Below are 11,387 nucleotides of genomic sequence, written 5' to 3'. Positions count from 1 at the left end.
AAGCCACGACATGGCGGAACGCGTGGCCGGATTGCAATGCAGCCCGGCCACGCAGCAGTTCAGAACACGACAACACAAAATGAGCGGGAGCCGGGATACACCGCGCCTCGCCAGTTGGACCAGCACAGCGAGTTCATCCTGAGAGCACTTATCAACCCATCTATTCGAGAATCAACCATGGTGTTTTCCAAGATCGTCCCCGCTCTCGCGCTCGCCCTGGCCGCCACCTCGGCCGCCACCCCTGCCCTGGCCCAGGAACTGCCCCCGGGTCCGCTCCGCATGCTGGTCGGCTTTGCCCCGGGCGGCGGCAACGACGTCATTGCCCGCACGGTTGCCACGCAATTCCAGTTGAACACCAAGACGACGATCGTGGTGGAGAACAAGCCTGGTGGCGGCAGCACGCTGGCAACGGCCGAGATGGCGCGCTCGAAACCCGATGGCTCCGTGCTGCTGCTGGGTTCCGTTGGCGGCCAGGCCATCGCGCCGTCGATCTACAGCAAGCTGCCCTACGATCCGGTCAAGGGCGTGCAGCCGGTGTCGCTGGTGGCAAAGTCGGCCAACGCGCTGGTGGTGAACAACGACCTGCCGGTCAGGAACGTGCAGGAACTGCTGGCTTACGCCAAGGCCCATCCCGGCAAGCTCAACGTGACGTCGCCCGGCAATGGCACGATCTCGCACCTGTCGGCCGAACTGTTCAAGAGCATGGCCGGCGTATCCATCACGCATATTCCGTATCGCGGCGACGCACCGGCCATGCAGGACGTGATGGCCGGCCAGGCCCAGATGACGTTTGCAAGCCTGCCCTCGGCCAAGGCCGGCGCCGATTCGGGCAAGGTCCGCATTCTGGCCGTGACCAGCACCAGGCGCGTGGAAACGATGCCGAACGTGCCGACCATCGCCGAATCGGGCGTGCCGGGCTATGAAGTGGTGTCCTGGTATGGCGTCTTCACGACGGGCGGCACGCCAATGCCGACGGTCAACCGCCTGGCCCAGGAAATCGCCGCCGTGGTGGCCCAGCCGTCGATCCGCGAATCGATCGCCAAGCAGGGCATGGAGCCCAGCGCGCTGGGCCCGGTCGAGTTCACGCAACTGGTGAACCGCGACACCCAGAAGTGGGACAAGGTGGTGAAGAGCGTTGGCATCAAGCTGGACTGATCGCGCCCCGATCCCCCTGGTCCGCCTCCTGCCCCTCTCCCATTTGCCGGAGCATCGCAGACACTGAGGATAAAATCCGCGGCTGAGTCACCTTTCGCGCAACACTGACACAGGAAATGGCACACACAAGCCGCGCTCTGCACTGGTTCGCTCTCATCGTCGGTACGCTCGGCTTGAGCTATCTGCTGCAACCCGTGATATCGACGGCCAGCGTGCTGGTGGCAGCGATGGCGTGCGCCATGGTGGCCGGCTTCATGGACGTAAAGCTGCGCATCCGCCCCCCGCTGACGGCGTTCGCGCAGGCCATGACCGGAACGGCCATCGCCAGCACGCTGCATCTGGCCGAACTGCTCGAAGCCGCGTCGGACGGGCTGGTGGTGCTTGGCGTGGCCCTGACCATCGGCAGCGCCGTGGCGGTGGGCTGGCTGCTGGTGCGCTATTCGTCATTGCCCGGCACCACCGGCGCCTGGGGCAGCCTGCCCGGCGCGGCATCGATCATGGGCGCGCTGGCGACCGAGAACGGCGGCGACGGCATTCTGGTTTCGCTGATGCAGTACCTGCGCGTCGTGCTGGTCGTCGTTACCGGGCCGCTGGTGGCCCATGCCATCGTGGATGCCCAGATGGCGACTGCCCCGGCATCGGCAGCGGTCGGCCAGGCCTTGCGGCACTTCTCGCCAATCGGCACGCCGGTTGCCATTGGCATCGCCGCGGTGGGCTGCTGGATCGGCGTACGCTTCCGCATCCTGGCCGGTGCATTCCTGGTGCCGCTGGCGCTGGGCGCCGTGTGGGTGACGGTGGTGCCGGTCCCGGTGGCGGTGCCCACGCCGCTGCTGGCCTGCGGCTTCGCGGTGCTGGGCTGGACCATCGGCCTGCAGTTCCGGCGCGAACTGCTGCCACCGCTGGTGGCTTCGCTGCCGACCATGCTGGCGGCCATCGTGGCGATGATCGCGCTGTGCGCGGCCTCTGCCTGGCTGATCTCGGCCAGCCGCAAGGTCAGCTTCCTGACCGCCTATCTGGCTACCTCGCCGGGCGGCGTGGAATCGATCGTCGCCATCGCGCTGGGCACCAACGCGGACATGAACTTCGTGGTGGCAACCCAGACGCTGCGGCTCTTTTCGGTCGTGCTGATCGGGCCGTGGCTGGCAAGACGCATCAGCCGGCTGCCCGGCTAGCGCGCCGACAGGCTTCCAGACTTTCCGCCTTCCGGACCGTCAGCCCTTCAGATACGCGGCGGCACCCGCGCCGGCCACGCGACCGCTGGCAAAGCAGGCCGTCAGCAGATAGCCGCCGGTCGGCGCCTCCCAGTCAAGCATCTCGCCGGCGCAGAACACGCCTGGCATCGCATTCAGCATCAGGTGGTCGTCCATCGCCTCGAAACGGACGCCGCCCGCCGTGCTGATGACTTCATCGATGGGCCGCGCGCGCACCAGCCGCAGCGGCAGCGCCTTGATGGCCGCAGCCAGCGCCACGGGGTCGTGCATCGCCTCCCTGGTCAGGACTTCTCGCAGCAGCCGCGCCTTGACGCCGGTAATGCCCAGCCGGCTCTGCAGATGGCTGGACACCGAACGCGAACCGCGCGGCCGTCCGACTTCTGCGGCAACGTCCTCGGCGGAGCGCCCCGGCGCCAGGTCCAGCGTGATGGTGGCGCTTCCGTGCGCATCGATCAGATCGCGAATCGGCGCGGACAGCGCGTAGACCAGACTGCCCTCGATACCAGACTCGCTGATCACGAACTCGCCTTGCCGGTAGAGCGCCGTGCCATCCGCCGTGGTCACGCCGATGGCGACCGATTTCACGGGCTCGCCAGCGTGCTGCGACCGGAAGACGTCGCTCCAGTCGATATCGAAGCCGCAGTTGGCGGGCCGCAGCGGAGCCACGTCGACACCGCGCGCTGCCAGCATCGGCAGCCACGCACCATCGGACCCCAGGCGCGCCCAGCTGCCGCCGCCCAGCGCCAGCACCACGGTGCGCGCCGCCACGTCGACCTCGACTTCCTTGTCGCCCTGGCGGGTCGCGAAGCGCAGCACATGCCAGCCATCGACGGGTTGCCCGAAACCAATCCAGCGATGCCGGACATGCAGCCGCATCCCGGCCTCGCGCAGCCGGTGAAGCCAGGCGCGCAGCAGCGGCGCGGCCTTCATGTCGGTAGGGAACACCCGGCCGGAACTGCCAACGAAGGTATCGATGCCCAGCGCATGTACCCAGGCACGCAGCCGGGCCGCGTCGAAGGTGTCGAGCAGCGGGCCGATCCGGTCGGCACGTGCCCCGTAGCGGCCCAGGAATGCATCGGCTGGCTCCGAATGCGTGATATTCATGCCGCCCTTGCCGGCCATCAGGAACTTGCGCCCGACCGACGGCATGGCGTCGTAGACATCCACCGGCAAGCCATGCGCGGCGAGCATCTCGGCCGCCATCAGGCCGGCCGGACCCCCGCCAACAACAATGGCACCGGCGTGGCGGACAGGTTCGGCGGAGGTAACGGCGGGCATGGAGATGATGGGGCGATGGCGGAAAGCCGGCGAATTATAAGGGTAGCCAGGAGGTAGCCATGGCGAGCGCGCGGCTTCCCCCGCTGCTTCCTCCGCTGCTACCCCTGCGCCACGATCACATGCGCCTGGATCTTGCCCGACACCGGCCCCTGGCCATGGCGGCTGGCAATCGCCTCGGTGGCGCGGTCGGTGGCCAGGTCCAGCAGGCCGGCATCGCGCGCCTCGATCTCGTTGCGTAGCGGCGTGCCCAGGCAATAGGCCACGGCGACATCGCGCGCCGAGGCGGCGGAACTGACCTTCTCGCGCGTGTCGATCCCGATATCGGCAAACCCCGCGCGGCGCAGATCGTCGCGAATCCGGTCGATATCGTGGTAGCCATGCGGGGTCCGGGCCAGGAACCGGGGCGGATCGTGCGGAAACACGGTGGCGACAGCGTTCGTGACTTCGTCGGCAAAGGCGTTCTCCTCGATACGATCCCAGACGCTGAAGACAAAGCGTCCGCCGGGCCGCAGCACGCGCCGCGCCTCGGCATAGCCGTCGACCCGGTTCGGGAAGAACATCGCGCCAAACTGGCAGCAGACGACGTCGAACGTGGCATCGTTGAACGGCAGGTCCAGCGCATCGGCCACGCGCCATGTCATGCGGCTGTCGGCGCCCTGCCGGCTGGCGGCATAGTCGAGCATCGGCTGGTTGAGGTCGGTCACCACGTAGCGCGCCCCTGCACCAAGCCTGGGCGCCAGCGCCCGCGTGACGGCGCCGCTGCCCGCCGCCGTTTCCAGCACCATGCCCGGTGACGAGGCGGCAACCAGCGCCGCCGTGTCGGCGGCATAGGCCTCGAAGATCAGGGGGACCATCAGCGTGTCGTAGAACTTCGGGATGGAGCCTGCAAACAGCTTGTCGCGGTCGGTCATGTGTCCCCCCCTGGCAGCACCCCGGCCCTGGGCCGGCGATCCTGCGCCATGGTGGCCCCGGCCGCCGGGCCCGTCAACGCTGCCCGGTGACCATTGCCGTCCGGCCTGCCTTAGAATCCCTCACCATCGACATCCTCCGGATGCCGCCGCGCGGGCCCGGCTGGCCGTTGCGGCACGCGCCCGGCAGGTGTCCTTTTCCAGATTCGCAGGAGTTCGCCATGCAAGACCCACAAAAATCGCCGCCCAACGTTGCCGAGGGCTGGCAGGCCCCGCCCGATCGCACGAGCGTGACCGATGACGCGCATGTGGACGACATCATCCCCCTGCCCCCGCCGGAACACCTGATCCGCTTCTTCCCGATCCGCGGCACGCCGGTCGAATCGCTGGTCACCCAGACGCGGCACCGCATCTCGCGCATCCTGCACGGCCTGGACGACCGGCTGCTGGTGATCATGGGCCCCTGCTCGATTCACGACCCGCAGGCCGCCCTCGAATATGCGCGCCGGCTGATGGCGCAGCGCGAGCACTACGCGGATTCGCTGGAAATCGTCATGCGGGTGTATTTCGAGAAGCCGCGCACCACGGTGGGCTGGAAGGGCCTGATCAACGACCCGTACCTGGACGAGAGCTACCGCATCGACGAAGGCCTGCGCATCGCGCGCAGCCTGCTGCTGGACATCAACCGGCTGGGCCTGCCGGCCGCCGGCGAGTTCCTGGACGTGATTTCGCCGCAGTACATCGGCGACCTGATCTGCTGGGGGGCGATTGGCGCGCGTACCACCGAGAGCCAGGTCCACCGAGAACTGGCGTCGGGCATCTCCGCGCCGATCGGCTTCAAGAACGGCACCGACGGCAATATCAAGATCGCCATCGATGCCATTCAGGCCGCATCGCGCCCGCATCACTTCCTGGGGGTGCACAAGAACGGCCAGGTGGCCACGGTCCATACCAAGGGCAACCCGGACTGCCACGTCATCCTGCGCGGCGGCAAGGCGCCCAATTACGATGCCGATTCCGTGGCGACCGCGTGCCGCGAACTGGAAGCGGCCGGGTTGCGCAACGCCCTGATGGTCGATTGCAGCCACGCCAACAGCAGCAAGCAGCACCAGCGGCAGATCGACGTGGCGGCCGACCTGGCAAAGCAGGTCAGCGGCGGCAGCGGCTCGATCTTCGGCGTCATGGTGGAGAGCCACCTGCTGCCTGGAGCCCAGAAATTCACGCCGGGCGAACACCAGACGTGCAACCTGACCTACGGCCAGAGCATCACGGATGCGTGCATCGGGTGGGACGATTCGGTGGCCGTGCTGGAAACGCTAAGCCAGGCGGTGCAGGCGCGCCGCGGGCTGTCGAAGCCATAGCACGCTGCCCGGCCGCCGTGGGCGCCGGGCTTTCGGCTGGCAGGCCTGGCAGGCGGCTAGTTCAGCGAACCGGGATCGCTGGCCGTCTGCTTCTGTTTCGCCTTGGCGACGAAATAGGAACCGATCTGCTTTTGCGTCACGTAGCCTTTCTTCTTCGTATCGATCTTGTCGAAGTTCTTGGCTACCTCGGGCATGCCGGCTTCGGCCTCCTCGCGGGTCAGCTTGCCGTCGCCATTGGTATCGGCCTGCTTGAACTTCTCGGCAAACGCGGCCTTGGCCTCCTGGGCATTCTTCGGCTTGGCGGCTTCCTGCGCCAGCACCGGCGTAGCCATGGCCATCGCCACCAGCAGGGTCCAGATCGTCTTGCGTTGCATCGTCGCCTCCCTTCTTGTATGTGAACTGCGCCGGACCGGCGCAGGCTCGCCATCGTTGGCGAATTCATTCTAAGAATCGACGCACCGCATTTGTGCCTGTTCGAAAACTTTCATCTCGCATGGAAATCCGCTTATCTCGGCGGGTCGCTCCGCCGACGCGCGGCTATGGCTTCTGCGGAAACACGGCCGGAGACAGCGTGAACGATTCCCGCATGTCGCGCACCTCATCCACGGGCGTTCGTCCGAACAGGCGCTTGAACTCGCGGCTGAACTGCGACGCGCTTTCATAGCCCACGCGCGCGGCGGCGGTGGCAGCGGTCGCGCCGTCCCGGATCATCATGAGACGGGCCTGGTGCAACCGGGTGGACTTGATGTACTGGATCGGCGAAGTCTGGGTGACGGCGCGGAAATTGGCATGAAATGCCGGCGCGCTCATGCCCGCCTCTTCGGCCAGCAGCGCCACGTTCAGCGCCGTCGCGTAGTCTGCATGGATGCGCCTGAGCGCGCGGGCCACCCTGCCGAACCGGCCATGGTGCGCCAGCGCGGCCCGCATGGCGCCGCCCTGCCCGCCGGTCAGCACCCGGTAGCAAATCTCGCGGACGATGGCGGGCCCGAGAATCCGGGCGTCCAGCGGCGACACCAGCGACTCCAGCAACCGCAGCGTCGCATCCGCCAGGCTGCCTTCGAGCGGCGTGGAGACGATACCGGCCGGCTGCGCCTGCGGATCGTTCCCCGTGACATCGATCTGGGCAATCAGATCGCTCAGTTCGACCAGATCCAGCCGCACCGATACCGCCAGCATGGGCTCCTGCGGGCTGGCTTCCGTTTCGGTCGAGAACGGCAGCGGCACCGACAGCACCAGATAGTGCTGCGCGTCGTACACGTAGACCGCCTCACCCAGAAAGCCGGTCTTGCGGCCCTGGCACACGATCACGATGCTCGGCTCGTACAGCACGGGCGTGCGTCCCAGCGGACGGTCTGAGCGCATCAGCCGGACGCTTTCCAGCGCCGACTGGGTGTAGCCCTCGTTCGGCGCCAGGCGTTCCAGCAGTTGCACCATGCGCGCGGCCACGGCGTTCGCGCTGCCGCTTGCCATGCCGCTTCCGATTCCGCTTCCGATTCCGATTCCGTCGTTCGACAAGTCTTTTCTCCCCGGCCAGGTGGCCGCCCGCATTCTAGGCGCAATCGCCGCGCCTCGTCACGCGCATCGATAGGAATAGGCAAGGATGCCATCGATCCGTGTATTCGCCGTGGCGCCCGCCACTCATAAGATCGCCTCACTGTCAGACGGACTGTATTGGCTTTGCGCCCTACCGGGCAGCGAAGCATCTCGACCGGCAGCCTTCTTCTTACCCATGACGATCAATAGGAGTATGCAATGACGACGCATTCAAGTTCATCGCAGGTCGTGCTGGTGACCGGCGCCAGCAGCGGCATTGGCGAGGCCGCCGTGCGGTTGCTGGCGCGCCAGGGACATCGCCTGGTCATCGGCGCCCGGCGCACCGGCCGCCTTGCAGCACTGGCGCAAGCACTGCAGACCGAAGGTAGCGAAGTGCGCTTTCGCGCACTGGACGTCACTTCAGCGGAAGACTTCCAGGCCTTCGCCCGCTTCGCGCTGGAATCGTTCGGCCGCATCGACGTGCTGGTCAACAACGCCGGCGTCATGCCGCTGTCGCCGCTGAACCGGCTGCTCGTCGACGAGTGGAACCGGATGATCGACGTGAACATCCGTGGCGTGCTGCACGGTATCGCGGCGGTACTGCCAACCATGGAGCAGCAGGCCGCCGGGCAGATCATCAATATCTCGTCGATTGGAGGCCTCGCAGTTTCGCCAACCGCGGCCGTGTACTGCGCAACCAAGTTCGCGGTACGCGCGATTTCCGATGGGCTGCGCCAGGAGACCGACACCATCCGCGTCACCGTCATCTGCCCCGGCGTCGTCGAATCCGAACTGGCCGACTCGATTACCGACGACACCGCCCGTGCCGCGATGCAGACGTTCCGGCAGGTCGCCATGGCCCCCGACGCGATTGCCCGGGCCATCGCCTATGCGGTGGCGCAACCGGCCGATGTCGACGTCAGCGAGATCGTGGTGCGCCCGACCGCCAGCCCCTACTGAAACCCCTCTCCCGGAACACAACAAGGCACATCGGACATGACATCCCAACACACTGACACAGCCGGCGACATGCCGGGCACCTTCGCCGGCAAGGTCGCCATCGTCACCGGCGCGGCCAGCGGCATTGGCCTGGCGACTACGGAACGGCTGCGCGCCCTGGGCGCCAGCGTGGTCGCCGTCGACCTCGACGCGCGGGTCGAAGCGCTGGCGCGGCCCGGCATCCTGCCGTTCGTGGCCGACGTCTCGCGCGAGGACAGTGCCGTGGGCGCCGTGGCGAACGCCGTCGGTCAGTTTGGCAAGCTCGACATCCTCGTCAACAACGCCGGCATCATCATCAACAAGCCGGTGGTGGAAACATCGCTGGAAGACTGGCACCGCATCCAGGCCGTCAACGCCACCGCCGCCTTCCTGTTCTCGCGCGAGGCCATGCGCGCGATGATGCCGGCCCGCTCCGGCGCCATCGTCAATATCGGCTCGTACGCGTGCTTCCAGGCCTTTCCGACCATTGCCGCCTACGCGGCCTCCAAGGGCGCGCTGGCGCAGTTCACCCGCGCGCTGTCGCTGGAGGCCATCGAGCACGGCATCCGCGTCAACGCCGTAGGCTCCGGCGACGTGGTGACCAATATCACCAACCATATCCATGCCGATGGCCCGGCGTTCCTGGCCGAGCACGGCAGGAAGGCGCCGATCCGCCGCGCGGCCCAGCCGGCCGAGATCGCCGAAGTCGTTGCGTTCCTGGCGTCGGACAAGGCCAGCTACATAGTGGGCGCGGTGGTCATGGCCGACGGCGGCATGAGCGTGGCGCTGCCCTGATGTGGCCTGGGCCAACCTGACCTGCTGCATTGCACACAGGTTCACGCTCGCCCCGGCGTGGAGACAAACTTGACGCCTGCATAAGCCCAGCATGAGGCCGGGTAGAATCCCGCCTCATGCCGAGTGTCATCCATTACCTTCGCGGCGCAGTCGTCGCCGTTGCCGCCTTCTTTGCCTGCGCGGCCCATGCCAGCGATATCGCCTGCGAGGCGCCCGCCACGCGCGCCAGCCAGATCATCTGCGAGACCGCGCTGTTCTCGATGGGGTACCAGCGCATCTATGCCGACCAGCAGCGGCTGCTCAAGGGCGGCGTGATATCGCAGGCGGACATCGACGCCTTCCGGCGCCAGCGCGACGCCTGCGACTCGGCCAGTTGCCTGGATACCGTGTTTTCCGCCTGGCGGCAGCATCTGACAAATATCGGCGCACCGCGATCACGCCAGGGCAGATAGCGGCCCATTACCCGGCTAGGCAGCGGTGCCGCTCCGCAGCCGGCCCAGCACCTCCGGGTTAGCCAGGTTTGCCGGCGCGCCTGCAAAGAAACCGTTGATATTGTCGAACGCGCCGCCGAAATACGCCTCGTAGTTGTCTTTCTCGACAAAGCCGATATGGGGTGTGCACAACGCGTTGTCGAGCCGCAGCAGCGGGTCGTCGGCACCTAGCACCGGCTCGCGCTCATAGGCGTCCACGGCGGCAAACCCGGGCCGGCCGGCCCGCAGTGCATCGACCAGCGCTCCCGGCGCAATCAGTTCGGCCCGGCTTGTGTTCACGAGCAGCGCCGTGGGCTTCATGCAGGCCAGGTCGGCAGCCGTGACGATACCTTCCGTGTGCGGGCCAAGCCGGACATGCAGGCTGACCACATCGCTGTGCGCAAAAAAAGCCTCGCGCGACGGCGCCACCTCGAATCCATCCTTGCGGGCATCGGCGGTGGAACCCTCCCGCCCCCAGACCCATACCCTCATGCCGAACGCCAGGCCGAAGCCTGCCACCTGCCGGCCAATGCGGCCATAACTCCAGACACCAAGCCGCTGGCCGCGCAACTGCTGCCCCAGATGGCCCTGCCACTGTCCCGCACGCAGCCGGTTTGCCTCGGCCACCAGATGGCGCCGGCTGGCGAGCATCAGCGCCCAGGTCAGTTCGGCCGTCGCCGCGCCAGAGCCGCTGCCTTCGGTCACCGCAATCCCGCGTGCCGTGCAGGCCGCCAGGTCGATATGCCCCGCCACCTTGCCGGTCTGGCTGATCAGCCGCAGCCGGGGCAGATGGTCGAGCAGCGCGGCCGTGATGACCGTGCGCTCGCGCGTCAGCACGATGGCGTCGGCATCGGCCAGACGCGCCGCCAGCGCGTCGATGTCCTTCACGTTGTCGTGGAAGACGGTCACGTCGTGGCCAGCCAGCCGGGCGAAACAGTGGAGGCTGCGCACGCAGTCCTGGTAGTCGTCGGGAATCGCAATTCGCATGGAAATCGGGCAGAGACGGCGCCGGCCGGTAGTGGAGTGCCAAAAGTGTAGGAAGAAAACCACGACGGGGAAGCACCCATTTCCATCCAGCGGAAACAGAACATCGGCAATGCTGTTCGGCGCGGGCTGGCTGGCCTAGATTTGAGGCTGCGTCCCGACAGCGCCGCCCCGGACCCGCCGGTCGGCGACGGACGCGTCCCCACGATAACAACGACAAGCAAGACAAAGGAGCGCCCCATGCCCACCTACCAGTTGCAAGTCAACGGCAAACAGCATGCCGTCGACGTCGATAGCGATACGCCCCTGCTCTACGTGCTGCGCGACAACCTGGCCCTGCACGGTCCCAAGTTCGGCTGCGGGCTGGGTCAGTGCGGTGCCTGCACGGTGCTGTTCAACGGGGCGGCCACCCGGTCCTGCGTACTGCCGGTGGCCTCGGTCGGCGATGCGCGCATCACCACGCTGGAGGGACTTGGCAGCGCCGACAAGCCCCATCCGGTGCAACAGGCCTTTATCGACGAGCAGGCCGCGCAGTGCGGCTACTGCATCAACGGCATGGTGATGACCTCGGTCGGCCTGCTCGCGCAGACGCCGAAGCCGTCGGAAGAGCAGATCCGCAACACGCTGGCCGGCAACCTGTGCCGCTGCGGCACGCACACCCGCATCATCAAGGCCGTGCAACGCGCGGCGCAAACCACCGCGAAGGAGGCCTGA

12 protein-coding genes are annotated in these 11,387 nt (G+C 67.1%); 7 read left to right on the top strand and 5 right to left on the bottom strand.

What is annotated here, in order from left to right; translation table 11 throughout:
* The first annotated feature begins 177 nt into the window (after positions 1-177).
* Together ACOABP_RS18155 and ACOABP_RS18150 are read left to right on the top strand one after the other, a co-directional pair.
* Positions 178-1,155 carry a Bug family tripartite tricarboxylate transporter substrate binding protein gene (locus ACOABP_RS18155; RefSeq protein ID WP_066740380.1) on the top strand — a complete coding sequence of 326 codons (978 nt, stop codon included), beginning with the start codon at positions 178-180 and terminating at the stop codon, positions 1,153-1,155.
* A gap of 116 nt (positions 1,156-1,271) precedes the next feature.
* A complete protein-coding gene (locus tag ACOABP_RS18150) occupies positions 1,272-2,327 on the top strand; it encodes an AbrB family transcriptional regulator (protein ID WP_474229267.1) in 1,056 nt (351 codons plus the stop codon).
* 39 nt (positions 2,328-2,366) lie between these two features.
* Here the strand turns inward: ACOABP_RS18150 and ACOABP_RS18145 are convergent, their stop codons facing one another.
* Both ACOABP_RS18145 and ACOABP_RS18140 read right to left on the bottom strand, forming a co-directional pair.
* Positions 2,367-3,644 (bottom strand): TIGR03862 family flavoprotein, encoded by a 1,278-nt coding sequence (locus ACOABP_RS18145; protein ID WP_474229265.1) that lies wholly within the window; start codon positions 3,642-3,644, stop codon positions 2,367-2,369.
* Positions 3,645-3,742: 98 nt separating this feature from the next.
* Positions 3,743-4,555: a class I SAM-dependent methyltransferase gene (locus ACOABP_RS18140; RefSeq protein WP_474229263.1), complete on the bottom strand. Its 813-nt coding sequence runs from the start codon at positions 4,553-4,555 to the stop codon at positions 3,743-3,745.
* A gap of 218 nt (positions 4,556-4,773) precedes the next feature.
* Between ACOABP_RS18140 and ACOABP_RS18135 the strand changes: the two genes are divergently transcribed.
* A complete protein-coding gene (locus tag ACOABP_RS18135) occupies positions 4,774-5,913 on the top strand; it encodes a 3-deoxy-7-phosphoheptulonate synthase (protein WP_474229262.1) in 1,140 nt (379 codons plus the stop codon).
* 56 nt (positions 5,914-5,969) lie between these two features.
* Here ACOABP_RS18135 and ACOABP_RS18130 read toward each other — a convergent pair whose 3' ends face one another.
* Together ACOABP_RS18130 and ACOABP_RS18125 are read right to left on the bottom strand one after the other, a co-directional pair.
* Positions 5,970-6,251, bottom strand: coding sequence for a calcium-binding protein (locus ACOABP_RS18130; protein WP_474230436.1), 282 nt, complete (start codon positions 6,249-6,251; stop codon positions 5,970-5,972).
* 199 nt (positions 6,252-6,450) lie between these two features.
* On the bottom strand, positions 6,451-7,383 hold the full coding sequence (locus ACOABP_RS18125; RefSeq protein WP_474229261.1) for an AraC family transcriptional regulator: 933 nt from the start codon (positions 7,381-7,383) through the stop codon (positions 6,451-6,453).
* 282 nt (positions 7,384-7,665) lie between these two features.
* On the opposite strand from ACOABP_RS18125, the gene ACOABP_RS18120 reads away from it, so the two are divergent.
* The 3 genes from ACOABP_RS18120 (at position 7,666) to ACOABP_RS18110 (ending at position 9,671) form a co-directional block, all read left to right on the top strand.
* Positions 7,666-8,406 carry an SDR family oxidoreductase gene (locus ACOABP_RS18120; RefSeq protein WP_474229259.1) on the top strand — a complete coding sequence of 247 codons (741 nt, stop codon included), beginning with the start codon at positions 7,666-7,668 and terminating at the stop codon, positions 8,404-8,406.
* Between the two features lie 36 nt (positions 8,407-8,442).
* The gene (locus ACOABP_RS18115) at positions 8,443-9,219 is read left to right on the top strand and encodes an SDR family NAD(P)-dependent oxidoreductase (protein WP_474229258.1); all 777 of its coding nucleotides are present in this window, start codon (positions 8,443-8,445) and stop codon (positions 9,217-9,219) included.
* Positions 9,220-9,335: 116 nt separating this feature from the next.
* Positions 9,336-9,671: a hypothetical protein gene (locus ACOABP_RS18110; protein ID WP_474229256.1), complete on the top strand. Its 336-nt coding sequence runs from the start codon at positions 9,336-9,338 to the stop codon at positions 9,669-9,671.
* Between the two features lie 15 nt (positions 9,672-9,686).
* Here the strand turns inward: ACOABP_RS18110 and ACOABP_RS18105 are convergent, their stop codons facing one another.
* The gene (locus ACOABP_RS18105) at positions 9,687-10,676 is read right to left on the bottom strand and encodes a D-2-hydroxyacid dehydrogenase family protein (protein ID WP_474229255.1); all 990 of its coding nucleotides are present in this window, start codon (positions 10,674-10,676) and stop codon (positions 9,687-9,689) included.
* 237 nt (positions 10,677-10,913) lie between these two features.
* Between ACOABP_RS18105 and ACOABP_RS18100 the strand changes: the two genes are divergently transcribed.
* The gene (locus ACOABP_RS18100) at positions 10,914-11,387 is read left to right on the top strand and encodes a (2Fe-2S)-binding protein (protein ID WP_474229253.1); all 474 of its coding nucleotides are present in this window, start codon (positions 10,914-10,916) and stop codon (positions 11,385-11,387) included.

Source organism: Cupriavidus sp. HE11 (assembly GCF_056097175.1).
Note: the sequence above shows the minus strand (reverse complement) of the source record. Positions and strands in the feature narration are given on the sequence as shown.

Excerpts from the sequence above, each read along its gene's own strand:
- ACOABP_RS18100 (WP_474229253.1), top strand. The coding sequence starts at position 10,914 with ATGCCCACCTACCAGTTGCAAGTCAACGGCAAACAGCATGCCGTCGAC.
- ACOABP_RS18105 (WP_474229255.1), bottom strand. The coding sequence starts at position 10,676 with ATGCGAATTGCGATTCCCGACGACTACCAGGACTGCGTGCGCAGCCTC.
- ACOABP_RS18125 (WP_474229261.1), bottom strand. The coding sequence starts at position 7,383 with ATGGCAAGCGGCAGCGCGAACGCCGTGGCCGCGCGCATGGTGCAACTG.
- ACOABP_RS18115 (WP_474229258.1), top strand. The coding sequence starts at position 8,443 with ATGACATCCCAACACACTGACACAGCCGGCGACATGCCGGGCACCTTC.
- ACOABP_RS18135 (WP_474229262.1), top strand. The coding sequence starts at position 4,774 with ATGCAAGACCCACAAAAATCGCCGCCCAACGTTGCCGAGGGCTGGCAG.
- ACOABP_RS18140 (WP_474229263.1), bottom strand. The coding sequence starts at position 4,555 with ATGACCGACCGCGACAAGCTGTTTGCAGGCTCCATCCCGAAGTTCTAC.
- ACOABP_RS18130 (WP_474230436.1), bottom strand. The coding sequence starts at position 6,251 with ATGGCCATGGCTACGCCGGTGCTGGCGCAGGAAGCCGCCAAGCCGAAG.
- ACOABP_RS18150 (WP_474229267.1), top strand. The coding sequence starts at position 1,272 with ATGGCACACACAAGCCGCGCTCTGCACTGGTTCGCTCTCATCGTCGGT.
- ACOABP_RS18110 (WP_474229256.1), top strand. The coding sequence starts at position 9,336 with ATGCCGAGTGTCATCCATTACCTTCGCGGCGCAGTCGTCGCCGTTGCC.
- ACOABP_RS18155 (WP_066740380.1), top strand. The coding sequence starts at position 178 with ATGGTGTTTTCCAAGATCGTCCCCGCTCTCGCGCTCGCCCTGGCCGCC.
- ACOABP_RS18145 (WP_474229265.1), bottom strand. The coding sequence starts at position 3,644 with ATGCCCGCCGTTACCTCCGCCGAACCTGTCCGCCACGCCGGTGCCATT.
- ACOABP_RS18120 (WP_474229259.1), top strand. The coding sequence starts at position 7,666 with ATGACGACGCATTCAAGTTCATCGCAGGTCGTGCTGGTGACCGGCGCC.